30 protein-coding genes and 1 pseudogene are annotated in these 22034 nt (G+C 53.5%); all 31 read left to right on the forward strand.

All coding sequences use genetic code 11. The annotated features are described in order from the left end of the window. The first annotated feature begins 2 nt into the window (after positions 1-2). The 31 genes and pseudogenes from ACLJNW_RS14030 to ACLJNW_RS14180 all read left to right on the forward strand — a co-directional run bounded on the left by ACLJNW_RS14030 (position 3) and on the right by ACLJNW_RS14180 (position 22032). Entirely contained in the window at positions 3-992 is a 990-nt protein-coding gene (locus tag ACLJNW_RS14030) for a DUF968 domain-containing protein (protein ID WP_012513026.1), read from the forward strand. 13 nt (positions 993-1005) lie between these two features. Continuing rightward, a complete protein-coding gene (locus tag ACLJNW_RS14035; RefSeq protein WP_023200325.1) occupies positions 1006-1758 on the forward strand; it encodes an antitermination protein in 753 nt (250 codons plus the stop codon). A 288-nt stretch (positions 1759-2046) separates the two neighbouring features. Further along, the gene (locus ACLJNW_RS14040) at positions 2047-2289 is read left to right on the forward strand and encodes a hypothetical protein (RefSeq protein WP_001306866.1); all 243 of its coding nucleotides are present in this window, start codon (positions 2047-2049) and stop codon (positions 2287-2289) included. 137 nt (positions 2290-2426) lie between these two features. Continuing rightward, entirely contained in the window at positions 2427-2762 is a 336-nt protein-coding gene (locus ACLJNW_RS14045) for a phage holin, lambda family (RefSeq protein ID WP_023200326.1), read from the forward strand. A 3-nt stretch (positions 2763-2765) separates the two neighbouring features. Beyond that, complete coding sequence (locus tag ACLJNW_RS14050; RefSeq protein WP_023200327.1) at positions 2766-3242, forward strand: glycoside hydrolase family 104 protein; 477 nt, start codon at positions 2766-2768, stop codon at positions 3240-3242. Further along, entirely contained in the window at positions 3226-3618 is a 393-nt protein-coding gene (locus ACLJNW_RS14055; protein WP_023259402.1) for a DUF2570 domain-containing protein, read from the forward strand. Before ACLJNW_RS14050 ends, ACLJNW_RS14055 begins: the two co-directional genes overlap by 17 nt. Continuing rightward, positions 3503-3778, forward strand: a complete 276-nt coding sequence (locus ACLJNW_RS14060; RefSeq protein WP_118998233.1) for a peptidase — start codon at positions 3503-3505, stop codon at positions 3776-3778. Before ACLJNW_RS14055 ends, ACLJNW_RS14060 begins: the two co-directional genes overlap by 116 nt. A gap of 293 nt (positions 3779-4071) precedes the next feature. Next, entirely contained in the window at positions 4072-4422 is a 351-nt protein-coding gene (locus tag ACLJNW_RS14065; protein WP_023200328.1) for an HNH endonuclease, read from the forward strand. 125 nt (positions 4423-4547) lie between these two features. Continuing rightward, positions 4548-5033 (forward strand): phage terminase small subunit P27 family, encoded by a 486-nt coding sequence (locus tag ACLJNW_RS14070; protein ID WP_000929174.1) that lies wholly within the window; start codon positions 4548-4550, stop codon positions 5031-5033. Positions 5034-5046: 13 nt separating this feature from the next. Further along, the gene (locus ACLJNW_RS14075) at positions 5047-6780 is read left to right on the forward strand and encodes a terminase large subunit (RefSeq protein ID WP_000088161.1); all 1734 of its coding nucleotides are present in this window, start codon (positions 5047-5049) and stop codon (positions 6778-6780) included. Positions 6781-6791: 11 nt separating this feature from the next. Further along, complete coding sequence (ymfR, locus tag ACLJNW_RS14080; RefSeq protein WP_000605606.1) at positions 6792-6974, forward strand: protein YmfR; 183 nt, start codon at positions 6792-6794, stop codon at positions 6972-6974. Then, positions 6974-8215 carry a phage portal protein gene (locus tag ACLJNW_RS14085; RefSeq protein ID WP_001514795.1) on the forward strand — a complete coding sequence of 414 codons (1242 nt, stop codon included), beginning with the start codon at positions 6974-6976 and terminating at the stop codon, positions 8213-8215. Before ymfR ends, ACLJNW_RS14085 begins: the two co-directional genes overlap by 1 nt. Next, a complete protein-coding gene (locus ACLJNW_RS14090; RefSeq protein ID WP_022630979.1) occupies positions 8193-8852 on the forward strand; it encodes an HK97 family phage prohead protease in 660 nt (219 codons plus the stop codon). The genes ACLJNW_RS14085 and ACLJNW_RS14090 overlap by 23 nt, the downstream gene beginning before the upstream one ends. A 14-nt stretch (positions 8853-8866) precedes the next feature. Beyond that, the gene (locus ACLJNW_RS14095) at positions 8867-10072 is read left to right on the forward strand and encodes a phage major capsid protein (protein ID WP_000257507.1); all 1206 of its coding nucleotides are present in this window, start codon (positions 8867-8869) and stop codon (positions 10070-10072) included. Positions 10073-10121: 49 nt separating this feature from the next. Continuing rightward, positions 10122-10321 (forward strand): annotated as a pseudogene (locus ACLJNW_RS14100) (hypothetical protein). Between the two features lie 2 nt (positions 10322-10323). Further along, positions 10324-10647 (forward strand): head-tail connector protein, encoded by a 324-nt coding sequence (locus ACLJNW_RS14105; protein WP_000927719.1) that lies wholly within the window; start codon positions 10324-10326, stop codon positions 10645-10647. Next, the gene (locus ACLJNW_RS14110) at positions 10644-11054 is read left to right on the forward strand and encodes a phage head closure protein (protein WP_000702388.1); all 411 of its coding nucleotides are present in this window, start codon (positions 10644-10646) and stop codon (positions 11052-11054) included. Before ACLJNW_RS14105 ends, ACLJNW_RS14110 begins: the two co-directional genes overlap by 4 nt. Then, entirely contained in the window at positions 11029-11535 is a 507-nt protein-coding gene (locus ACLJNW_RS14115) for a hypothetical protein (protein WP_022630978.1), read from the forward strand. Before ACLJNW_RS14110 ends, ACLJNW_RS14115 begins: the two co-directional genes overlap by 26 nt. Then, positions 11532-12092 (forward strand): hypothetical protein, encoded by a 561-nt coding sequence (locus ACLJNW_RS14120; protein ID WP_000779279.1) that lies wholly within the window; start codon positions 11532-11534, stop codon positions 12090-12092. Before ACLJNW_RS14115 ends, ACLJNW_RS14120 begins: the two co-directional genes overlap by 4 nt. Before the next feature lie 8 nt (positions 12093-12100). After that, positions 12101-12271 carry a DUF2635 domain-containing protein gene (locus tag ACLJNW_RS14125; protein ID WP_000497751.1) on the forward strand — a complete coding sequence of 57 codons (171 nt, stop codon included), beginning with the start codon at positions 12101-12103 and terminating at the stop codon, positions 12269-12271. Then, positions 12255-13751 (forward strand): phage tail sheath subtilisin-like domain-containing protein, encoded by a 1497-nt coding sequence (locus ACLJNW_RS14130; RefSeq protein WP_022630977.1) that lies wholly within the window; start codon positions 12255-12257, stop codon positions 13749-13751. The genes ACLJNW_RS14125 and ACLJNW_RS14130 overlap by 17 nt, the downstream gene beginning before the upstream one ends. After that, positions 13751-14107, forward strand: coding sequence for a phage tail tube protein (locus ACLJNW_RS14135; RefSeq protein WP_000090998.1), 357 nt, complete (start codon positions 13751-13753; stop codon positions 14105-14107). Before ACLJNW_RS14130 ends, ACLJNW_RS14135 begins: the two co-directional genes overlap by 1 nt. Next, positions 14107-14376: a phage tail assembly protein gene (locus ACLJNW_RS14140; RefSeq protein WP_000661047.1), complete on the forward strand. Its 270-nt coding sequence runs from the start codon at positions 14107-14109 to the stop codon at positions 14374-14376. The genes ACLJNW_RS14135 and ACLJNW_RS14140 overlap by 1 nt, the downstream gene beginning before the upstream one ends. A gap of 141 nt (positions 14377-14517) precedes the next feature. Then, complete coding sequence (locus ACLJNW_RS14145) at positions 14518-16350, forward strand: phage tail tape measure protein (RefSeq protein ID WP_022630976.1); 1833 nt, start codon at positions 14518-14520, stop codon at positions 16348-16350. A gap of 99 nt (positions 16351-16449) precedes the next feature. Then, positions 16450-16944: a hypothetical protein gene (locus tag ACLJNW_RS14150; protein ID WP_001219112.1), complete on the forward strand. Its 495-nt coding sequence runs from the start codon at positions 16450-16452 to the stop codon at positions 16942-16944. A gap of 90 nt (positions 16945-17034) precedes the next feature. Then, the gene (locus tag ACLJNW_RS14155) at positions 17035-18363 is read left to right on the forward strand and encodes a DNA circularization protein (RefSeq protein WP_000219913.1); all 1329 of its coding nucleotides are present in this window, start codon (positions 17035-17037) and stop codon (positions 18361-18363) included. Beyond that, entirely contained in the window at positions 18360-19439 is a 1080-nt protein-coding gene (locus tag ACLJNW_RS14160; protein WP_000999499.1) for a phage baseplate assembly protein, read from the forward strand. Before ACLJNW_RS14155 ends, ACLJNW_RS14160 begins: the two co-directional genes overlap by 4 nt. Continuing rightward, positions 19439-19987: a phage baseplate assembly protein V gene (locus tag ACLJNW_RS14165; RefSeq protein ID WP_022630975.1), complete on the forward strand. Its 549-nt coding sequence runs from the start codon at positions 19439-19441 to the stop codon at positions 19985-19987. The genes ACLJNW_RS14160 and ACLJNW_RS14165 overlap by 1 nt, the downstream gene beginning before the upstream one ends. Beyond that, positions 19987-20412: a phage GP46 family protein gene (locus tag ACLJNW_RS14170; RefSeq protein ID WP_000424732.1), complete on the forward strand. Its 426-nt coding sequence runs from the start codon at positions 19987-19989 to the stop codon at positions 20410-20412. The genes ACLJNW_RS14165 and ACLJNW_RS14170 overlap by 1 nt, the downstream gene beginning before the upstream one ends. Further along, positions 20399-21457, forward strand: coding sequence for a baseplate J/gp47 family protein (locus ACLJNW_RS14175; RefSeq protein WP_022630974.1), 1059 nt, complete (start codon positions 20399-20401; stop codon positions 21455-21457). Before ACLJNW_RS14170 ends, ACLJNW_RS14175 begins: the two co-directional genes overlap by 14 nt. Then, complete coding sequence (locus ACLJNW_RS14180; protein WP_000383548.1) at positions 21448-22032, forward strand: YmfQ family protein; 585 nt, start codon at positions 21448-21450, stop codon at positions 22030-22032. The genes ACLJNW_RS14175 and ACLJNW_RS14180 overlap by 10 nt, the downstream gene beginning before the upstream one ends. Positions 22033-22034 lie beyond the last annotated feature (2 nt).

A 22034-nucleotide genomic window follows, 5' to 3' on the forward strand; every position in this document is an offset into this window, starting at 1 on the left:
CCGTGAGAGCGCTACTGACCCCTGAGATTGCCCCGCGTATGGGGATCGTATTGTTCAGACCCGGTTCAGAGCTGATGCCCCTGTTTATGCAGGGGCGTGTCCTGCTGGAGCCTGAGCCGGAACGTTATTCATCTTTTGCCAGTGGTGCCGTTCCGGCGGCATCACAACCACTGGCGGATGATCCTGCCGTTCGGGCTGTGTTCCGCAATGAGGCGGTGATCCGTCGTGCTGGTGGCGTGGAATGTCTTGAAAGCTGGTTACTTCGTGAAAAAGGCTGCCAGTGGCCTCATTCCGACTGGCACAGCGAGAACATGACCACAATGCGACACGCTCCGGGCGCAATCCGTCTGTGCTGGCACTGCGATAACCAGCTGCGCGATCAGTTCACGGAACGGCTGGAATCAATGGCAACGGATAACTGTGCCCGCTGGGTGTTGTCTGTTGTGCGTCGGGATCTCGGTTTTGATGACAGTCACGTTGTGACAATGCCGGAACTGTGCTGGTGGCTGGTTCGTAATGATCTGGCGGATGCCTTACCGGAAAGCGCAGCCCGTAAGGCACTGAGATTACCGAAGCCTGTTGTGCAGGCGGCCACCCGGGAAAGTGACCTTGTACATTCGGTTCCTGCCACCAGCATCATCCAGGATAAAGCGAAAAAGGTGCTGGCGCTGAAAGTGGATCCGGAGTCGCCGGAGTCTTTTATGTTACGTCCAAAACGTCGCCGCTGGGTTAATGAAAAGTACACGCGCTGGGTTAAGACGCAGCCGTGTGCATGTTGTGGAAAGCCTGCTGATGATCCCCACCACCTGATAGGTCACGGTCAGGGTGGAATGGGTACAAAAGCGCATGACCTCTTTGTGTTGCCTTTGTGCAGAAAGCATCACGACGAGCTGCATGCGGATACCGTGGCATTTGAAGAGAAGTATGGCTCCCAGCTGGAGCTGATATTTCGTTTTATCGATCGTGCGCTGGCAATAGGCGTACTGGCGTAAGTGGAGAACGAGCATGAACCTTGAAGCCTTACCAAAATATTACTCCCCAAAATCTCCAAAATTGAGTGATGACGCACCGGCGACAGGCTCGGGTGGTTTAACAATTACAGATGTGATGGCTGCGCAGGGGATGGTGCAGTCGAAAGCACCACTGGGTTTTGCCTTATTCCTGGCAAAAGTTGGTGTTCAGGATCCTCAGTTTGCGATTGAAGGTCTGCTCAATTACGCGATGGCACTGGATAACCCGACATTGAATAAATTGAGTGAAGAAACCCGGTTACAGATCATCCCTTACCTTGTGAATTTTGCCTTTGCTGATTATTCCAGGTCTGCGGCAAGTAAGGCTCGCTGTGAGCATTGTGCTGGTACTGGATTTCATAATGTATTGCGCGAAGTGGTGAAACACTCCAGAAGCGGGGAATCTGTTGTCAAGGAAGAGTGGGTGAAGGAACTATGTCAGCATTGCCATGGTAAGGGAGAAGTCAGCACAGCGTGCAGAGGGTGTAAGGGTAAAGGTATTGTCCTGGATGAAAAAAGAACCCGGCTTCATGGCACGCCTGTTTATAAGATTTGTGGGCGTTGCAATGGAAACCGGTTTAGCCGTTTACCAACCACACTGGCGCGGCATCATGTCCAGAAGCTGGTACCAGACCTGACGGATTATGAGTGGTACAAAGGATATGCAGATGTCATTGATAAACTGGTGACAAAGTGCTGGCAGGAAGAAGCATATGCTGAGGCGCAATTAAGAAAAGTGACGAGATAAATGATTTTCGCCGAAGATAGCGACATGATTCTTGCATTTTTCAAAAAATCTGGTTAGGATTCTCCTAACGATGGGTTTTGTGTGTCTACCGTTGATAATCTTCAAGAAACCGCCACCGAGCGGTTTTTTATTGATGTCAATTGTGTTTTTAAGGCTCTCCTTCCTTAAAGTGTGTTGTACAAAAAACTGGCAGCCAGCTACGCTCATTTTGAAAAAGTGACACCCTTCAATGTTTCTTTTGAATGGAATTGCTACCCATAAATCTCTATCAAAAACAGGAGAGCATATATGGTGGAGCGTTGTTCTGTTTGTGAGCAGTCATTAAGTTATTCACGAGAAGTTGAACAAGATGGCGTTGAATATAAATCTTGCCCAAAATGTTCTGCTGATGCCGGAGTGCACGTTTTTTATAAAACAATAGACTTTGGTTATAGGGATATGGGAGACGGAAGGCATATCGTTCAGTCATGGTGTCCGGCTTGTCGTTCTGGTGAAAAACCTTCTATACCACCAGCATTTAAATGTTGTTAACTCAATGAATTATAAAAAGAGGCTGCCTGTAGGCGGCCTTTTTTGTGCACTACGCAACTTTTGCGACTCAGCGCTATAACCAGCTTCTTTCCCTTCACTCGTTGCACTTCCGATAACCGGAGGTGGGAATTATAAAAATGCATAACGATCCTCATTCCTGGTCTGACTTACTTGAATTGTTACAGAGCTGGTGGCGTGGAGACACACCGCTGGGCGCAGTAATTATGTCGATCGTTATGGCTGGTTTACGTATTGCCTATTTTGGTGGCGGTGGTGGCTGGAAGCGAAAAACGCTCGAGATTTTACTCTGTGGTGCTCTGACGCTGACCTTTGCATCCGCTCTTGAGTATGTCGGATGGCCTAAATCACTTTCTGTTGCCATTGGTGGTGGAGTGGGGCTGATCGGTGTCGATGCTATTCGTGGGGCTGCAATGAGAGTAATCGGTAACAAGTTTGGTAGCTCGAAGGAGTAATTTATGCAGGTACTAAATTCCCAGCGTAAAGCTTTCCTGGATATGGTTGCATGGTCAGAAGGAACGGATAACGGGCGACAACCGACACGTAACCACGGTTATGATGTTATTGTCGGTGGTGAACTGTTTACTGATTACTCCGATCACCCTCGCAAACTTGTCACGCTAAACCCCAAACTCAAATCAACAGCCGCCGGACGTTACCAGCTTCTTTCCCGTTGGTGGGATGCCTACCGTAATCAGCTTGGCCTGAAAGACTTCTCTCCCAAAAGTCAGGACGCTGTGGCATTGCAACAGATTAAAGAGCGTGGCGCTTTGCCGATGATTGATCGCGGTGATATCCGTCAGGCAATCGACCGTTGCAGCAATATCTGGGCTTCATTGCCGGGTGCTGGTTACGGTCAGTATGAACATAAAATCGGTGATCTGATTGCCCGGTTTAAAGAGGCTGGTGGGGTGGTAAATGAAGTTGAGCTATAAGTTGGTTATCGCTGCATTCTTCTTTACTGTCATCGGTTCTTTCATCTGGTCTGCCAACCACTACTACAGCAAATATCAGCACGAAAAGAAACGTGCTGATGAGGCTGTACAAAATGCCAAATCGGCAACTGTCATTACCAATAACGTCCTGCAATCACTGCAAATCGTCAATACAGTTCTGGAGGCTAACCAGCATGCAAAACAGCAGATCACACTGGAGTCACAGAGAACCCAGGAAGATATCAAAGTGGCTGTTGCGGATGATGATTGTGCTTCACGTCCTGTGCCTGCTGCCGCTGCTGACCGGTTGCGGAAATTCGCGAACGGTTTACGTGAGCGCTCCGGTGGCACCACTGCCAGCCAGCCTGACTTCTGATACTTCTGTACCGTTTATACCCAATCCGCTGACGTATGGTGCCAGTCTGGAGTTGAATGTGAGTCTGTTGTCAGCGTTGGGTCAATGCAATATTGACAAAGCGGGGATTAGAAAGATAGAGGCGAGCCGGTCAGGTAGAAATGAATCAGACTCAAAGTGAAGCGGAAAAGGTATGTGGCACAAACTGATGCTACCATAATTACAGACTGATGACTTGTGGAATGAAACATGTTGAACCTCCTTAATTGATGTTATTCGAGTGAGGAAGGCATTCTGTCCTTCTATAGTGTCAAGTAAATCAAACGGGAGGCTTGTCCAACGTGTTGGACAAACCTCTCCCATTAGTGAGTTGTATTGATCTCGACTCTTCAAAGAATTCATTACTGGGTAGATGAAAATAGTTTCACTATGAATGGAGGAGGCTATGTCGGTGGCTTCTTCATTGGAGTGCATATGCCCCCACGAATCCCAAAAGCCTGCCGTGTTCGCGGCTGCCGCTCTACAACCACAGACCCGTCAGGCTATTGCGAAAGCCACAAAAGCGAAGGCTGGAAGCAATACAAGCCGGGCCAGTCCCGTCATCAGCGCGGTTATGGTTCGAAGTGGGACGGTATCCGCGAGCGCGTCCTGAAGCGTGACAAAGGTTTATGTCAGTCATGTCTGCATGCTGGTGTGGTGCGTGAGGCGAAAACCGTTGACCACATCGTTCCTAAAGCGCATGGCGGCACTGATGCCGACAGTAATCTGCAGAGTCTGTGCTGGCCCTGCCATAAGGCGAAGACGGCCCGTGAACGGTTAAAGTGATAATAATTCTCAACTGTCTGAGGGGAGGGGCGGGTCAAATCCCTGTGACCTGACGTCTTCCGGACTGCCCGCCCCATCGTTTTTTTATACCCGCGAAAAATGAAATTTAACCAGGAGTGCCGCATATGGCTGGAACGGCGGGGCGTTCCGGGCGTCGCCCCAAGCCAACGGCGCGCAAGGCGCTGGCCGGAAACCCCGGCAAGCGAGCCCTGAATAAAGATGAACCTGTTTTTACGCCCATCAAAGGTGTTGAGCCACCGGAGTGGTTCGCTGAAGAAGATCTCCCTCTCGCCACGATCATGTGGCAACTGACAACCAAAGAACTCTGCGGTCAGGGCCTGCTGTGCGTGACTGACCTGGCGGTACTTGAGCGGTGGTGTGTGGCCTATGAATTCTGGCGACGTGCCGTGAAAAATATTGCCAGACAGGGCAACACCATCACCGGTGCAATGGGCGGCATGGTCAAAAATCCGGAGCTGACCGCCAAAAAAGAACAGGAGTCCGAGATGAGCAGCACGGGGGCAATGCTCGGACTCGACCCCAGCAGCCGCCAGCGTCTGATTGGCCTGGCGGGGAAGAAGAAAGCCACTAACCCGTTTCTGACAATCTGAAAATCATCGAATCATGAGCCGGAAATCTTACCCCAACGTAAATGCAGCCAATCAGTATGCCCGGGATGTCGTGCGCGGAAAGATTGTTGCCTGCCAGTTTGTGATTCAGGCCTGCCAGCGCCATCTTGATGACCTGATGGCGGAAAAAAGTAAGTCGTTTCGTTACCGCTTCGACAAGGACCTGGCTGAACGGGCCGCGAAATTTATTCAGCTGTTGCCGCACACCAAGGGGGAGTGGGCATTCAAACGGATGCCCATCACGCTGGAGCCGTGGCAGCTATTTGTGATCTGCTGTGCGTTTGGCTGGGTCAATAAAGGCACCCGGTTGCGCCGCTTCCGGGAGGTGTACACCGAAATCCCCCGTAAGAACGGCAAATCAGCAATCTCTGCCGGTGTTGCCCTGTATTGTTTTGCCTGTGATAACGAGTTTGGCGCGGAAGTGTATTCCGGTGCCACGACAGAGAAACAGGCGTGGGAAGTCTTTCGCCCGGCGCGACTGATGTGTAAACGCACACCCATGCTGACAGAAGCGTTCGGGATTGAGGTTAACGCCTCAAACATGAACCGTCCGGAGGATGGCGCGCGGTTTGAACCGCTGATCGGCAACCCAGGTGATGGTTCATCACCCCACTGTGCCGTGGTGGATGAATATCACGAGCATGCCACCGATGCGCTTTATACCACAATGCTTACCGGGATGGGGGCGCGACGTCAGCCACTGATGTGGGCCATCACCACCGCCGGGTACAACATTGAGGGGCCGTGCTACGACAAACGGCGGGAAGTCATCGAGATGCTCAACGGCTCGGTGCCTAACGATGAACTGTTCGGGATCATCTATACCGTTGATGAAGGTGACGACTGGACCGACCCGCAGGTGCTGGAAAAAGCCAATCCAAATATTGGCGTGTCGGTTTATCGCGAATTTTTGTTAAGTCAGCAGCAGCGTGCGAAAAATAATGCCCGTCTGGCAAACGTCTTTAAAACAAAACACCTCAATATCTGGGTGTCGGCGCGTTCGGCGTATTTCAACCTGGTGAGCTGGCAGAGCTGCGAGGATAAATCACTGACTCTTGAGCAGTTCGAGGGGCAGCCGTGCATTCTGGCCTTTGACCTGGCGCGTAAGCTGGATATGAACAGCATGGCGCGACTTTATACCCGCGAGATTGACGGTAAAACGCATTACTACAGTGTGGCCCCGCGTTTCTGGGTACCGTATGACACGGTGTACAGCGTCGAGAAAAATGAAGATCGCCGGACAGCCGAACGCTTTCAGAAATGGGTGGAAATGGGCGTTCTGACCGTTACCGATGGTGCAGAGGTGGATTATCGCTACATCCTCGAAGAGGCCAAAGCGGCGAACAAAATCAGCCCGGTCAGTGAGTCACCCATCGACCCTTTTGGAGCGACCGGGCTGTCACATGACCTTGCTGATGAAGACCTGAATCCCGTTACTATCGTCCAGAACTTCGCCAATATGTCCGACCCGATGAAAGAGCTGGAGGCAGCGATTGAATCGGGACGCTTTCATCATGACGGCAATCCCATCATGACCTGGTGTATCGGCAATGTGGTCGGCAAAAACATGCCAGGTAACGATGATTTAGTGAAGCCCGTCAAAGAGCAGGCGGAAAACAAAATCGATGGTGCAGTTGCGCTGATTATGGCGGTTGGCAGAGCCATGCTGTACGAGAAAGAAGACACGCTGTCTGACCACATTGAGTCCTATGGGATCCGCTCGCTTTAACTGAGGTAATTATGATCATGCTGATTCTCGCGCCTCTGGTGGGCGTGCTGGGTGCGCTTTTGCTGGCGTATGGTGCCTGGCTGATTTATCCCCCGGCGGGTTTTGTTGTTGCCGGGGCGCTGTGCCTGTTCTGGTCGTGGCTGGTGGCGCGATATCTCGACCGTACACAGTCGTCTGTCGGCGGAGGTAAATAGTGTTCTTTTCGGGATTATTTCAACGAAAAAGTGACGCACCGGTGACCACGCCAGCAGAGCTGGCGGATGCCATCGGGCTGTCGTATGACACCTATACCGGAAAGCAGATCAGCAGTCAGCGGGCCATGCGACTGACGGCGGTTTTTTCCTGCGTCAGAGTGCTGGCAGAGTCGGTCGGGATGTTGCCCTGCAATCTGTATCACCTGAACGGCAGCCTGAAGCAGAGAGCCACCGGCGAACGTCTGCATAAACTGATCTCCACGCATCCCAATGGCTATATGACGCCGCAGGAGTTCTGGGAGCTGGTGGTCACCTGTCTGTGCCTGAGGGGAAACTTTTACGCCTACAAAGTGAAAGCATTTGGCGAAGTGGCTGAACTGCTGCCCGTCGATCCCGGCAGTGTGGTACCGAAGCTTAACAGTAGCTGGGAACCGGTCTATCAGGTCACATTCCCGGATGGCTCCACGGATGTACTGAGCCAGGAGGATATCTGGCATGTGCGTACGCTGACGCTGGACGGACTGGTGGGGCTGAATCCCATCGCCTATGCCCGCGAGGCAATATCGCTGGCGGCAGCGACCGAAGAGCACGGGGCCAGACTGTTCAGCAATGGCGCGGTGACATCGGGTGTTTTGCGTACAGAGCAGACGCTGTCGGATCAGGCTTATGAGCGCCTGAAGAAAGATTTTGAGGAGCGTCACACCGGGCTTGGCAATGCTCACCGCCCGATGATCCTTGAGATGGGGCTGGACTGGAAGTCGATGGCGCTGAACGCCGAGGACAGCCAGTTCCTGGAAACCCGCAAGTTTCAGCTTGAAGAAATCTGTCGTCTGTTCCGGGTGCCGTTGCACATGGTGCAGAACACCGATCGCGCCACCTTCAATAATATCGAAGAGCTGGGGCTGGGATTTATCAACTATTCACTGGTGCCGTATCTGACCCGCATCGAACAGCGGATCAACACCGGACTGGTACGAAAAAGTAAGCAGGGCGTTTATTACGCCAAATTTAACGCCGGGGCGTTACTGCGCGGGGATATGAAGTCCCGTTTTGAAGCCTACGCCACCGGGATCAACTGGGGAATTTACTCTCCCAATGACTGCCGCGACCTGGAAGATATGAATCCGCGTCCCGGTGGTGATGTCTATCTCACACCGATGAACATGACCACGAAACCCTCCGATGGCAGTAAAGCCGGTAAGCAGAAGGATAACGCCAATGCAGACGAAACAACGTCTTGATGTACCGCTGAGTCTGAAATCTGTCAGTGACTCCGGTGAGTTTGAAGGGTATGGCTCCGTCTTTGGTGTAAAGGACAGCCACGATGATGTGGTGATGTCCGGGGCATTTGCTGCTTCCCTGCGGGCGTGGAGTGACAGAAAAGCGTTACCTGCGCTGCTCTGGCAGCACCGCATGGATGAACCCATCGGTGTTTACACCGAAATGAAGGAAGACGATGTCGGGCTTTACGTCAGGGGACGGTTGCTTATTGATGATGATCCCCTCGCAAAACGCGCACATGCACACATGAAGGCCGGTTCGTTAACCGGCCTTTCTATTGGGTACGTCCTGAAAGACTGGGAATACGACCGGAGCAAAGAAGCCTTTCTGCTGAAAGAAATCGACCTCTGGGAAGTCAGCCTGGTGACGTTCCCGTCTAACGACGAGGCGCGGATCAGCGACGTCAAGAACGCACTGGCCCGCGGGGAAATCCCCGAACAGAAAAAAATCGAAAGAGTCCTGCGTGATGTCGGACTCTCCCGTACCCAGGCCAAAGCATTCATGGCCGGGGGCTATGGCGCACTGTCCCTGCGCGACGCTGAGGATGTGGGCTCTGCACTGAATGCACTGAATGCACTGAAAAATCTGAACTTCTAATCAGGAGAAATACGATGGCGGTTGATATTAAAGATGTCGAACAGGTCGCGCAGGAGCTGCAGCAGAAGTTTGACGACTTCAAAGCAAAGAACGACAAGCGCGTGGATGCGATTGAGCAGGAAAAAGGCAAGCTTGCCGGGCAGGTGGAAACCCTGAACGGGAAACTCAGCGAGCTGGAAAATCTCAAAAGCGACCTTGAAAAAGAGCTGCTTGAGCTGAAACGTCCGGCAGGTGGAGCGCAAAATAAACTGGCCACCGAGCATAAAGAGGCGTTTGTGGGCTTTCTACGTAAAGGCCGTGAAGACGGTCTGCGCGATCTGGAGCGTAAGGCATTGCAGGTGGGTACCGATGAAGACGGTGGCTACGCCGTGCCGGAAGAACTGGATCGCAACATTCTTAACCTGCTGAAAGATGAAGTGGTGATGCGTCAGGAAGCCACGGTGATCACCGTTGGCGGTTCCGACTACAAAAAACTGGTGAATCTGGGCGGTACGGCTTCCGGATGGGTGGGGGAAACGGATACGCGATCCCAGACTGCCACCTCCAGACTGGAGCTGATTGAACCTCTCATGGGGGAAATCTACGGCAACCCGCAGGCTACCCAGAAAATGCTGGACGATGCCTTCTTCAACGTGGAGGCCTGGATCAACAGCGAGCTGGCAACCGAATTTGCCGAACAGGAAGAAATTGCCTTTACCTCAGGCGATGGCACCAAGAAGCCGAAAGGGTTCCTGGCGTATGAATCCACTGATGAAACCGACAAGGTCCGGGCGTTCGGCAAACTTCAGCATATTGTATCCGGCGAAGCGACCGCGGTGACCGCAGACGCCATTATCAAACTGATTTACACGCTGCGTAAGGCACACCGCACTGGCGCGAAGTTCATGATGAACAACAACAGCCTGTTTGCCATCCGTCTGCTGAAAGACACCGAGGGTAACTATCTGTGGCGTCCGGGGCTGGAACTGGGGCAGCCGTCCTCTCTGGCGGGTTACGGTATCGCTGAAAACGAACAGATGCCGGATATCGCCGCTGATGCGAAAGCCATTGCATTTGGTAACTTCAAACGGGGTTACACCATCGTTGACCGTATCGGCACCCGCATTCTGCGTGACCCGTACACCAATAAACCGTTTGTCGGTTTTTATACCACCAAGCGCACCGGCGGGATGCTGGTCGATTCGCAGGCCATCAAACTGCTGAAGATTGCAGCGGCGTAATCACTCAGGGGCGCGGAACCGCGCCCCCTGTTCTGACGGGTGAAGAATCATGATCCTGAAACAAGATCTGAAATGGTCACCGGACGGTATGCGTGTTGAGGTCATTCAGGCCGGTGAGTATGACGACGGGGCGCTTCCTGCCCGGGTGCAGGAGATTGCACTTCAGGCCGGGTTAGCAGAGCGCGGAATCAGTGCAAAAAGCAGTAAAGCGGCAAAAGAGAAAAAGCCACGACCAGTAAAGAGGGCTGAGTATGCTTCTGACAATGGAAGAGATTAAAGCCCAACTCCGGCTGGATGAGGATTTCGATACTGATGACCGCCATCTGCAACTGCTGGCATGTGCGGCACAAAAGCGGACGGAAACGTATCTGAACCGGAAGCTCTATGCACCGGATGAAACCATTCCGGACAGCGATCCGGACGGGCTGCACCTGCCGGATGATATTCGTCTGGGGATGCTGATGCTTATCAGCCATTTTTACGAAAACCGCTCGTCGGTTACGGAAGTGGAGAAACTCGACATGCCGCAGAGTTTTGGCTGGCTTGTCGGCCCGTACAGGTACTTTCCGCAATGAAAATTCGTCAGGCGCAGACCAGCGCAACCTACATTCTGCCGGACCCCGGTGAACTGAATAAACGCGTCCTGATCCGCCTGCGGGTGGATATGCCCGCGGATAACTTTGGCGTGGAGCCTCAATACCCGGTTACGTTCCGGACATGGGCGAAGGTTATCCAGACCAGTGCCACCACCTGGCAGGAAACCGCGCAGACCGGGGACGCCATCACCCATTACATCACCATTCGTTACCGCCGGGGGATCACCGCTGATTATGAGGTGGTCTGCGGTGACAGTGTGTACCGGGTGAAACGTCAGCGCGATCTGAACGGGGCGCGGCGCTTTCTGCTGCTGGAGTGTACGGAGCTGGGCGAATGTAGGCAGAGTCACGGAGGCAACAATGACGACTTCCTTTTTGCACGTTGATTTTCAGCAGCCCGCGGAGATGCGCTTTAACCGCGCCCGTGTCCGGCGGGCGTTTGTCACGATTGGTCAGCGTCATATGCGTGATGCCCGTCGGCTGGTGATGCGCCGTGCGCGGTCGGCACCGGGTGAAAACCCCGGTTATCAGACCGGACGCCTGGCTCGTTCGATTGGTTACATGGTACCCAGAGCCAGTAAACATCGCCCTGGTTTTATGGCACGTATAGCCCCTAACCAGCGTAATGGAGAGGGAAACCGCCGTATCACCGGTGATTTTTATCCGGCTTTTTTGTTCTATGGCGTGAGGCGAGGGGAAAAGCGTCGTCGCAGCCATCATCGTGGTGCATCCGGTGGCAGCGGCTGGCGACTTGCTCCACGTAATAACTTCATGGTGGAAACGCTTGAAAAGAACCGCAGCTGGACACGCTATTTTCTGGCGCGGGAATTGCGTAAATCACTGAAGCCGGAGCGACGACACAGATGAAACTGACGCCTGTTATTGCTGCACTGCGTGCCCGCTGTCCGTATTTTGAAAACCGGGTTGCAGGCGCGGCCCAGTTCAAAAATCTGCCGGAGGTCGGAAAGCTGAAGCTCCCGGCGGCATATGTGGTACCGGGTGATGATTCTCCGGGAGAAAACAAAAGCCAGACCGACTACTGGCAGGAGCTGAAAGAGGGTTTCTCCGTGGTTGTCATACTGAGTAACGGGCGTGATGAGCGCGGTCAGTTTGCCTCGTATGATGTGGTGGACGATGTCCGGCAGATGCTCTTTAAGGCTCTGCTGGGCTGGAACCCGGAGGCGTGCGGTAACCCGATTACCTATGACGGCGGCACGCTGCTGGATCTGAATCGTCATGAGCTGATTTATCAGTTCGATTTTTCGGTCATCAGCGAGCTGACTGAAGACGATACCCGCCAGCAGGATGATCTGAACAGTCTGGATGAACTGCAAACGCTGGCGATTGATGTTGATTATCTCGAGCCCGGTAACGGGCCTGACGGCGATATCGAACATCACACCGAAATAACTCTTCCTTCCTGAGGATCCTCATGTTTGTCAAACCTGTTAAAGGGCGGTCAGTTCCTGATCCTGCCCGCGGCGACCTTTTGCCCGCCGAAGGGCGAAATGTTGACGAGAACAACTACTGGCTGCGCCGTGAAGCAGCTGGTGATATCCGGCGCGTGAATAAAAAGGTGAATACCGATGACGATAAGCTTTAACACCATTCCGTCGAATACGCTGGTTCCGTTGTTTTATGCGGAAATGGATAACCAGGCGGCGAATACTGCACAGGACAGCGGAGCATCGCTGCTGATTGGTCATGCCAATAACGGTGCAGAGATTGTTGCCAACAGTCTGGTACTGATGCCGTCGGCAGACTATGCACGCCAGATTTGTGGTGCGGGAAGTCAGCTGGCGCGTATGGTCGAGGCTTATCGCCAGACTGACCCGTTTGGCGAGCTGTATGTGATTGCCGTTCCTGAATCCACAGGCGCGGCGGCAACGGTTACGCTGACGGTGACCGGGGCGGCAACCGAAACCGGCACGGTGAATGTGTATGTGGGACGTACCCGCGTGCAGGCACCGGTGACTAACGGCGATAACGTCACGATGATTGCCAGCAGTATCCAGGATGCCATCAATGCCGTTCCGACCCTGCCGTTTACGGCTTCATCTTCGGCAGGCGTGGTCACACTGACCGCGCGTCATAAGGGGCTTTGCGGGAATGAAATTCCTGTCAGCCTCAATTACTACGGCTTTGGTGGGGGCGAAGTGCTGCCAGCGGGCGTACAGATTGCCGTGGCGACGGGTACCGCCGGAACGGGTGCTCCGGTTCTCACCGGCGCGGTGGCTGCAATGGCGGATGAGCCGTTTGATTATATTGGCCTGCCGTTCAACGACACGGCCTCCGTTAACACGCTGGTGACCGAGATGAACGATACCAGCGGTCGCTGGAGCTATGCGCGTCAGCTGTATGGTCATGTGTATACGGCAAAGACCGGCACGCTGTCAGAACTGGTGACCGCAGGTGACCAGTTTAACCAGCAGCACATTACCCTGGCGGGGTACGAAAAAGACACCCAGACGCCTGCCGACGAGCTGGCGGCAAGCCGTACCGCCCGCGCAGCGGTGTTTATCCGCAACGATCCGGCACGTCCCACGCAGACCGGTGAGCTGGTGGGTATGCTGCCTGCGCCGAAGGGGAAACGGTTCACGATGACCGAGCAGCAGACCCTGCTGTCTCATGGCGTGGCAACGGCGTATGTCGAAAGCGGGGTGCTGCGCATTCAGCGTGATGTCACCACGTACAGGAAAAATGCTTACGGGGTTGCGGATAACAGCTACCTCGACAGCGAGACGCTGCATACCAGTGCGTATGTACTGCGCAAACTGAAATCCGTCATTACCAGTAAGTACGGGCGTCACAAGCTTGCCAGCGACGGTACCCGCTTTGGTCCCGGTCAGGCGATTGTCACCCCGGCGGTAATCAAAGGGGAACTGCTGGCAACCTACCGTCAGCTTGAGCGTGCGGGGATCGTGGAAAACTACGAACTGTTTAAGCAGTACCTGGTTGTGGAGCGTGATGCCAGCGATCCGAACCGCCTGAACACGCTGTTCCCGCCTGACTATGTTAACCAGTTGCGTGTTTTTGCCGTGGTTAACCAGTTCCGTCTTCAGTATTCAGAGGAGTCTGCATAATGGCCCGTATCGGGGGAACCTGTTATTTCAAAATTGACGGTCAGCAGCTATCGCTGACCGGCGGCATTGAGGTGCCCATGAACAGGACGGTCAATGATGACATCATCGGCCTGGACGGTTCAGTGGACCGCAAGGAAACTCACCGTGCGCCTTATGTCAAAGGGACCTTCAAGGTGCCGAAGAATTTTCCGGTGAGCAAAATCACCTCGTCTGATGAGATGACCATCACTGCCGAGCTGGCGAACGGTCAGGTCTATGTATTGTCGTCCGCCTGGCTGCACGGAGAAGCGAACCATAATGCCGAAGAAGGCACGGTTGATCTTGAGTTCCACGGTGAAGAAGGGGATTACCAGTAATGAAAGAGCTTGAGTTAAAGAAACCGATTATCGCTCATGGTGAGACACTCTCCGTACTGGAGTTTGATGAACCCACCGGGAAGGATGTCCGCGAGCTGGGGTATCCCTACCAGATGAATCAGGATGAGTCCGTCAGACTTCTGGCGCATGTGGTGTCGAAATACATTGTGCGGCTGGCGAAAGTGCCGCAAAGCTCTGTCGACCAGATGTCTCCGGCAGACCTGAATGCAGCGGCGTGGCTTGTGGCTGGTTTTTTCCTCCAGGCCTGACGGCTGAATACCTCACTGATCGCTTCTTTGACTGCGCCAGCTACTGGCGCATTAATCCCTTCGAATTGCTGAGTATGCCGATCAGTGAAATTCCCTTGCTGGTCAGTCAGGCAAACAGGATAGAGCAGGAGAAACGCACACATGGCTGAATTTGAGCTTAAGGCGTTGATCACCGGTGTCGACAGGCTTTCTCCCGCGCTGTCGAAAATGCAAAAGAAAATCCGGGGATTTAAACGCCAGGCGGAAGAAGCGTCACAGGGTGGGCTGGCGCTTGGGGGCGGATTGGCAGCGGGTCTGACGCTTTCCCTGAAATCTTATGCCGATCAGGAAAACGCCGCCACCGGGCTGAAAGTCGCCATGATGGATGCGAACGGCGAGGTTGGAAAGAGCTTTCAGGACATCAATAAACTGGCTATTGGCCTGGGTAACCAGCTACCTGGTACAACGGCTGATTTCCAGAACATGATGCAGATGCTGGTGCGTCAGGGGATCCCGGCAGAAAACATTCTGGGTGGTGTGGGTAAAGCGACAGCTTATCTTGCGGTACAACTGAAAAAAACACCGGAAGCGGCTGCTGAGTTTGCTGCAAAGATGCAGGATGCTACCGGAACGGCGTCAGAAGACATGATGGGGCTGTTCGACACTATCCAGAAGGCGTTTTATCTGGGCGTTGACGATACCAACATGTTGTCCTTCTTCACTAAAACCAGTTCTGTTCTGAAGATGGTGAACAAGGATGGTCTTCAGGCTGCACAGAGCCTTGCCCCCATCAGCGTCATGATGGATCAGATGGGGATGAACGGGGAGTCGGCAGGTAATGCCCTGCGAAAAGTTATCCAGTCCGGATTAAGCGTTAAGAAAATCAGGGACGTTAATAAAGTTATGGCCCGCCAGAAACTCGGGGTACAGCTCGATTTTACTGACGGCAAAGGAAGTTTTGGCGGTCTTGATAACATGTTCAGGCAACTGGCAAAGCTGCGAAAACTGACCGACGTTAAGCGAACAGATGTACTTAAGGCAATATTTGGTGATGATGCCGAAACCATTCAGGTGGTCAATGCACTAATCGATAAAGGAAAGGATGGCTACGATCAGATCCAGCAGAAGATGAATAAACAGGCCAGCCTGAATAAACGTGTTCAGGCACAGCTTGGTACGCTGTCCAACCTGTGGGAGGCAATGACAGGGACCGCAACTAACGGCCTTGCGGCTATTGGCGGCGCATTTTCTGGTGACGCTAAAAATATCACACAATGGCTGGGGGAGTTGGGGGAGAAATTCACGAAGTTTGCGGATGAAAATCCCCGGGTTATTCGCGGCGTCGTCGGGCTTGCTGCCGGTCTTGCGATTCTGAAACTGGGATTGATGGGCGTGGGCAGTGCCATCAGTATTGTCAGCAGGATTATGTCGATGACGCCGATTGGCATGATTGCGACGGCGATTGCTCTGGCTGCGGGATTAATTATCACTAACTGGGATGTTGTCGGACCTTATTTCAAGAAGCTCTGGGAAACCATTGGTCCTTATTTTGAGGCAGGTTGGGAACTTCTGAAGAAGGTTTTTGCCTGGTCGCCGCTGGGGATGGTGATCAATAACTGGGGACCGGTTGTTAAGTGGTTTCAGGATATGTGGGACAAGCTGAAGCCAATTATTGAGTGGTTTACCGACAGTTTCGGTGACACGGTCGATGCCATTAACTCTGCGCAGTGGGGCGCGGGTGCTTATGATGCTTATGGGACGGGAATACCGGCGCGGGGATACACACCTTATCCGGCGGTGGATCCGGCTCAGTCAAACAACGCCTCCGATGCCACAGGCTCGAATCCCTTCATGATTAACAAAGCTTCTGTGCCAAAAGTTGATGGTGAGATCAAGGTATCTTTTGTGAATTCGCCTCCGGGTATGCGGGTTATGGAAACGCGATCCAGCGGTTTTGATGTCAGCCATGATGTTGGCTATACGCGGTTCAGGTAGTGTACAAAATGATTAATGTGTTTTTGTCTGGCATAATTTGGGTTTTCAGCTTTAAGTAGTTAATATAATCATTCCTTACAAATGATTGAAGGGATGATTATGCGTATCTTTGTTTTTTTTATATCTGCACTTTTATCTTTTAACTTGGCTGCGGAAGAGTGTAAGTTCAGCTTTAATGAGTCAGAATTAATCTCTTCTATAGGTATTGCACCAGTTAAGCAAGAGATAATAAAGGACGAAGGAATAACTAAGCGGCAATATGAATTCAGAAGAGAATTATCTTCTGAAGAAATGCTTAGTGATGACGCTGATGAAAAATATGAGCCGCAGTTTTATATATCTGTTTATAATCCATCATGCCCACAAAAGGTTATTGTTTGGTTTTTCAAAGACAATAAAAACACAATGGATTTAAGTAATGAGGTCCTTGCTGGTAGAGCGTTCAAGTATTTAACTGGTGTTAATGAAAGTATTTTTGAAAATAAAATGAAAAAGTTTTTAAAGGTACAGTCATTTGAATCTTTTGATGAAAGGACAGATTCTAAATTTATAAAGAGTGGTGATATTTATTCCATTGATGTTCAACTCAGATAGTAATTAAAAATATTAGGTTCCCGCCACATCTTCTGCGATGTAAATAACTGACAAAGCAGATTTGGCGGGTTTTTTGTATCCGGAGTTTATATGACGTGGAAAGACAGGCTTCAGGATGCGTCATTTCGCGGCGTACCGTTTAAGGTTGAAGAAGAAAGTGCGGGAACCGGTCGCCGTGTGGAAACACACGAATATCCGAACCGCGACAAGCCCTATACCGAAGATCTGGGAAAAGTCACTTTCCGCCCGTCCATCACAGCTTATGTGGTGGGAGATGACTGCTTTGACCAGCGCGATCGCCTGATTGACGCGCTGAATAAACCCGGTCCCGGCACGCTTGTCCACCCGACATATGGTGAGCTGAAAGTCTGTGTTGACGGGGAAGTTCGGGTCAGCACATCGAAAAGTGAAGGGCGTATTGTCCGCTTTGACCTGAAGTTTGTCGAAGCAGGAGAACTCTCTTACCCCACATCAGGTGCGGCGACGGCGCAGACGCTGATGTCATCCTGTTCTGCACTGGATGACTGCATCAGTGACAGCTTCAGCGGTTTCAGTATCGATGGTGTGGCGGATTTCGTGCAGAACGACGTTATCGGTAATGCCAGCATAATGCTGGGGTATGTTTCTGATGCGATGAAAGTGGTGGATTCTGCCGTATCGGATGCCGCCAGGCTGTTGCAGGGGGATATCTCGGTACTTCTGCCGCCGCCATCGTCAGGCAAAAATTTCGTTGAGCAGGTGCAGAAAATGTGGCGTACCGGGAAACGCCTTTATGGTAACGCCAGCGACCTGGTCACCATGATCAAAACGCTTTCCGGTGTCAGCCTCGGCAGCGATCTGCAACCGCGCGGCGTCTGGAAAACGGACAGTAAAACCACCGCCACGGCGACGCAGCAGCGTAACGTGGTTGCCAGCACCCTTCGTACGACCGCAATCAGCGAAGCGGCGTATGCCGTCACCCGATTGCCTGCGCCAACAACTTCCGCGGTGATGCAGAATTCCGCAGTGGGGCAGGCAACAACACCCGCGCAGAGCACTGGCTGGCCTTCCGTCACGCATCCGGCACTGAACAATGCACCGGCGGTGAAAAACACGGTTGACCTGCCGACGTGGGAAGAACTGACTGACATTCGCGACACACTGAATACGGCAATTGATAAGGAGTTGTCCCGTACAACCAGCGATGCGCTGTTTCTGGCGCTGCGCCGGGTGAAAGCAGATCTGAATGCGGATATCAACACGCGCCTTGAACAGTCTGCACGGATCATTCAGCGCACACCGGATGAGGTTTTACCCGCGCTGGTGCTGGCGGCGACCTGGTTTGATAACGCGGCGCGTGACGCGGACATTATCCGGCGTAATGCCATTACGCATCCCGGCTTTGTGCCGGTGATCCCTCTGAAGGTGCCAGTGCAATGAACGACAATGTCACGCTACGGGTAAATGGCCGGGAGTGGAATGGCTGGACATCGGTGCGCATCGGTGCCGGTATTGAACGGCTGGCGCGGGATTTCAGTGTGGAGATCACCCGCCAGTGGCCGGGAGATGAGGGTATCACCACGCTTCAGCCGCGCATTAAAAACGGTTCAAAAGTGGAGGTGCTGATTGGTGATGAGCTGGTGATCACCGGCTGGGTGGAGGCGACGCCCGTTCGTTACGATGCCCGTTCGGTCAGCACCGGTATTGCCGGACGCAGTCTGACCGCTGACCTGATTGACTGTGCAGCCGAACCGACACAGTTTAATGGACGATCGCTGGTACAGATTGCGCAGGCGCTTGCTGCGCCTTTCGGCATTGAGGTGGTGAACAACGGTGCGCCGTCGGGTGTTATTCCTGATGTCCAGCCTGATCACGGTGAAACGGTGATTGAGGTAATCAACAAAATACTCGGTCAGCAGCAGGCACTGGCTTACGACGACCCGCACGGCAGGCTGGTGATTGGCGGTATTGGCTCAACGCGGGCACATACTGCGCTGGTACTCGGGGAAAACATCCTTTCCTGCGATACGGAGAAGAGTATCCGGGAGCGGTTTTCTGTTTACCAGGTGGCGGGGCAGCGTGCCGGAAACGACGATGATTTCGGTGAGGCCACCACCACCGCGCTGCGGGCCCGCACAGAGGACGCATTTATTGCCCGTTACCGTCCGATGTATATCAGGCAGACAGGGCAGGCTACGGGGGCAGGCTGTATTGCCCGTGCGGACTTTGAAGCCCGACAACGGGCGGCGCGGACGGATGAAACCACCTATGTGGTGCAGGGCTGGCGACAGGGTAACGGTACGCTGTGGCAGCCCAACCAGCGGGTGATTGTCTTTGATCCGGTCTGTGGTTTCGACAATACCGAACTGCTTGTTTCGGAAGTCACGTTTACTCAGGACCAGAACGGCACCCTGACGGAAATCCGTGTCGGCCCACCTGATGCTTATCTGCCTGAACCCGAAGCCCCCGGCGCGCGGAAAAAGAAAAAAGCCAGAGTACAGGAGGACCCGTTCTGATGAGGACGATTGAAGCCATGCAGCGACAACTCCTCGGCCTGATTGGGCGGGCCGTGGTGAAAAGCATCAGTGCCGCCACGAAATGTCAGACCGTGGATGTGTCCCTGATTGCCGGTGAACCCAAAGCCGGGGTTGAACATCTTGAACCCTACGGTTTTACCTCAAGGGCAAACAGCGGTGCGGAAGCGGTGGTGTTGTTTCCGGATGGCGACCGTTCTCATGCGGTGGTTGTTACGGTGTCGGACCGGCGCTACCGCCTGAAAGGGCTGCAGACGGGTGAGGTGGCTGTCTATGACGATCAGGGGCAGTCCGTGACGCTGACCCGGGAGGGGCTCGTGGTGGACGGTGCAGGTAAAACGATCACGTTTCGCAATTCACCTAAAGCGCGTTTTGAAATGGACCTGGAAGTGACCGGACAGGTGAAAGACCTGTGCGATTCCGGCGGCACCACCATGTCAGCGATGCGGCTTGCCTATAACGGCCATCGTCACAGAGAGAACGGTCAGGGCAGTAACACCGACAAACCGGATAAAGCGATGGAGGCATGATGGAACTGTGGCTGACGGTGAACGGTAAACGCACCTGCGCCAGCGCACCGCTGGATCCGCTGACCCGCGCCGTGGTGATTTCCCTGTTCACCTGGCGGCGGGCGGAGCCTGATGATAATGCCGACGTCCCGATGGGATGGTGGGGGGATACCTGGCCTGCGGTACAGAATGACCGTTACGGCTCCCGACTGTGGCTGCTTCAGCGCAGCAAACTGACCAATCAGCTGGTGCAGACGGTAAGGGGGTATATCCGCGAATGCCTGCAATGGATGATTGATGACGGCGTGGTGTCCCGTATTGATCTGGATATCCGCCGCACCGGGATTAATGAACTGGGTAACAGTATCACTCTCTGGCGTCGTGACGGACCGGTAATGATTTCTTTTGATGATCTGTGGAGTGCGATAACGCATGGCGGACAGTGAATTTCAGCGCCCGACGCTGGCAGAAAATATCAGTATGCTCCGTAACGATTTATTCGCCAGGCTGGACGTCAGCGACACGCTCCGGCGCATGGATGAAGACGTGCGGGCAAAGGTGTATGCGGCGGCGCTGCATACGGTTTACGGTTACATCGATTATCTGGCAATGAACATGCTGCCTGACCTGTGCGATGAGTCCTGGCTGGCGCGACATGCTGCGATGAAACGGTGTCCGCGCAAGGAGGCCACGGCTGCCAGCGGGTATATGCGCTGGGAAGGTGTCAGCGATGGCCTGAAGGTGACTGCCGGGAGTGTTATTCAGCGCGATGACCTGGTTCAGTACACGGCAACTGCCGATGCAACCAGCTCTGGTGGTGTCCTGCGCGTGCCGATCGCCTGCTCAAGTGCAGGTGCGGTCGGTAACGCTGACGACGGTACGGCATTAATCCTGGTCACGCCGGTGAATGGTCTGCCGTCTTCCGGTGTGGCTGACACCCTGACAGGCGGATTTGATACTGAAGAGCTGGAAACGTGGCGCGCCCGCGTCATTGAGCGGTATTACTGGACGCCTCAGGGCGGGGCTGACGGGGACTATGTCGTCTGGGCTAAAGAAGTGCCCGGCATTACCCGCGCATGGACATACCGTCACTGGATGGGAACGGGAACTGTCGGTGTGATGATTGCCAGCAGTGACCTGATTAATCCCATTCCGGAAGAATCAACGGAAACGGCGGCAAGACAACATATCGAGCCACTGGCCCCGGTGGCAGGCTCTGATTTGTATGTGTTCAGGCCGGTGGCACATACGGTGGATTTTCATATCCGTGTGACGCCGGACACACCGGAAATACGGGCTGTCATCACCGCGGAGTTGCGTTCGTTCCTGCTGCGTGATGGTTATCCGCAGGGAGAACTGAAGGTATCGCGTATCAGTGAGGCGATTTCCGGTGCGAACGGGGAATACAGCCATCAGTTGCTTGCACCGGCAGACAATATCTCCATTGCAAAAAATGAACTGGCGGTTCTGGGGACGATTTCATGGACGTGACAAACGATGATTACATCCGTCTGTTGTCGGCACTGCTGCCGCCCGGTCCGGCGTGGTCAGCCAGCGATCCGGCGATTGCAGGTGCGGCACCGTCATTAACCCGTGTTCATCAGCGTGCGGATGCCCTGATGCGGGAGTTGGATCCGCGCACCACCACTGAACTGATAAACCGCTGGGAGCGTCTGTGCGGTCTGCCGGATGAATGTATTCCCGCAGGGACACAGACCCTTCGCCAGCGTCAGCAACGGCTGGATGCGAAGGTTAATCTGGCGGGCGGCATCAATGAGGATTTTTACCTTGCACAGCTTGCTGCCCTGGGCAGACCAGACGCCACTATCACGCGATACGATAAAAGTACGTTCACCTGCTCATCGGCCTGTACTGACGCGGTGAATGCGCCGGAATGGCGGTATTACTGGCAGGTCAACATGCCAGCCGCCACCAACACCACCTGGATGACATGTGGCGATCCCTGTGATTCCGCACTGCGTATCTGGGGCGACACCGTTGTCGAGTGCGTGCTTAACAAACTCTGCCCTTCGCATACCTACGTAATTTTTAAATATCCGGAGTAATC

The organism is Salmonella sp. SAL4457, assembly GCF_046548235.1.
GTDB classification, from domain to species: Bacteria; Pseudomonadota; Gammaproteobacteria; order Enterobacterales; family Enterobacteriaceae; genus Salmonella; species Salmonella enterica.

Coding starts and splice junctions, on each gene's coding strand:
- ACLJNW_RS14035 (WP_023200325.1), top strand. CDS start 1,006: ATGAACCTTGAAGCCTTACCAAAATATTACTCCCCAAAATCTCCAAAA.
- ACLJNW_RS14040 (WP_001306866.1), top strand. CDS start 2,047: ATGGTGGAGCGTTGTTCTGTTTGTGAGCAGTCATTAAGTTATTCACGA.
- ACLJNW_RS14045 (WP_023200326.1), top strand. CDS start 2,427: ATGCATAACGATCCTCATTCCTGGTCTGACTTACTTGAATTGTTACAG.
- ACLJNW_RS14050 (WP_023200327.1), top strand. CDS start 2,766: ATGCAGGTACTAAATTCCCAGCGTAAAGCTTTCCTGGATATGGTTGCA.
- ACLJNW_RS14055 (WP_023259402.1), top strand. CDS start 3,226: ATGAAGTTGAGCTATAAGTTGGTTATCGCTGCATTCTTCTTTACTGTC.
- ACLJNW_RS14060 (WP_118998233.1), top strand. CDS start 3,503: ATGATGATTGTGCTTCACGTCCTGTGCCTGCTGCCGCTGCTGACCGGT.
- ACLJNW_RS14065 (WP_023200328.1), top strand. CDS start 4,072: ATGCCCCCACGAATCCCAAAAGCCTGCCGTGTTCGCGGCTGCCGCTCT.
- ACLJNW_RS14070 (WP_000929174.1), top strand. CDS start 4,548: ATGGCTGGAACGGCGGGGCGTTCCGGGCGTCGCCCCAAGCCAACGGCG.
- ACLJNW_RS14075 (WP_000088161.1), top strand. CDS start 5,047: ATGAGCCGGAAATCTTACCCCAACGTAAATGCAGCCAATCAGTATGCC.
- ymfR (WP_000605606.1), top strand. CDS start 6,792: ATGATCATGCTGATTCTCGCGCCTCTGGTGGGCGTGCTGGGTGCGCTT.
- ACLJNW_RS14090 (WP_022630979.1), top strand. CDS start 8,193: ATGCAGACGAAACAACGTCTTGATGTACCGCTGAGTCTGAAATCTGTC.
- ACLJNW_RS14095 (WP_000257507.1), top strand. CDS start 8,867: ATGGCGGTTGATATTAAAGATGTCGAACAGGTCGCGCAGGAGCTGCAG.
- ACLJNW_RS14105 (WP_000927719.1), top strand. CDS start 10,324: ATGCTTCTGACAATGGAAGAGATTAAAGCCCAACTCCGGCTGGATGAG.
- ACLJNW_RS14110 (WP_000702388.1), top strand. CDS start 10,644: ATGAAAATTCGTCAGGCGCAGACCAGCGCAACCTACATTCTGCCGGAC.
- ACLJNW_RS14115 (WP_022630978.1), top strand. CDS start 11,029: ATGACGACTTCCTTTTTGCACGTTGATTTTCAGCAGCCCGCGGAGATG.
- ACLJNW_RS14120 (WP_000779279.1), top strand. CDS start 11,532: ATGAAACTGACGCCTGTTATTGCTGCACTGCGTGCCCGCTGTCCGTAT.
- ACLJNW_RS14125 (WP_000497751.1), top strand. CDS start 12,101: ATGTTTGTCAAACCTGTTAAAGGGCGGTCAGTTCCTGATCCTGCCCGC.
- ACLJNW_RS14130 (WP_022630977.1), top strand. CDS start 12,255: ATGACGATAAGCTTTAACACCATTCCGTCGAATACGCTGGTTCCGTTG.
- ACLJNW_RS14135 (WP_000090998.1), top strand. CDS start 13,751: ATGGCCCGTATCGGGGGAACCTGTTATTTCAAAATTGACGGTCAGCAG.
- ACLJNW_RS14140 (WP_000661047.1), top strand. CDS start 14,107: ATGAAAGAGCTTGAGTTAAAGAAACCGATTATCGCTCATGGTGAGACA.
- ACLJNW_RS14145 (WP_022630976.1), top strand. CDS start 14,518: ATGGCTGAATTTGAGCTTAAGGCGTTGATCACCGGTGTCGACAGGCTT.
- ACLJNW_RS14150 (WP_001219112.1), top strand. CDS start 16,450: ATGCGTATCTTTGTTTTTTTTATATCTGCACTTTTATCTTTTAACTTG.
- ACLJNW_RS14155 (WP_000219913.1), top strand. CDS start 17,035: ATGACGTGGAAAGACAGGCTTCAGGATGCGTCATTTCGCGGCGTACCG.
- ACLJNW_RS14160 (WP_000999499.1), top strand. CDS start 18,360: ATGAACGACAATGTCACGCTACGGGTAAATGGCCGGGAGTGGAATGGC.
- ACLJNW_RS14165 (WP_022630975.1), top strand. CDS start 19,439: ATGAGGACGATTGAAGCCATGCAGCGACAACTCCTCGGCCTGATTGGG.
- ACLJNW_RS14170 (WP_000424732.1), top strand. CDS start 19,987: ATGGAACTGTGGCTGACGGTGAACGGTAAACGCACCTGCGCCAGCGCA.
- ACLJNW_RS14175 (WP_022630974.1), top strand. CDS start 20,399: ATGGCGGACAGTGAATTTCAGCGCCCGACGCTGGCAGAAAATATCAGT.
- ACLJNW_RS14180 (WP_000383548.1), top strand. CDS start 21,448: ATGGACGTGACAAACGATGATTACATCCGTCTGTTGTCGGCACTGCTG.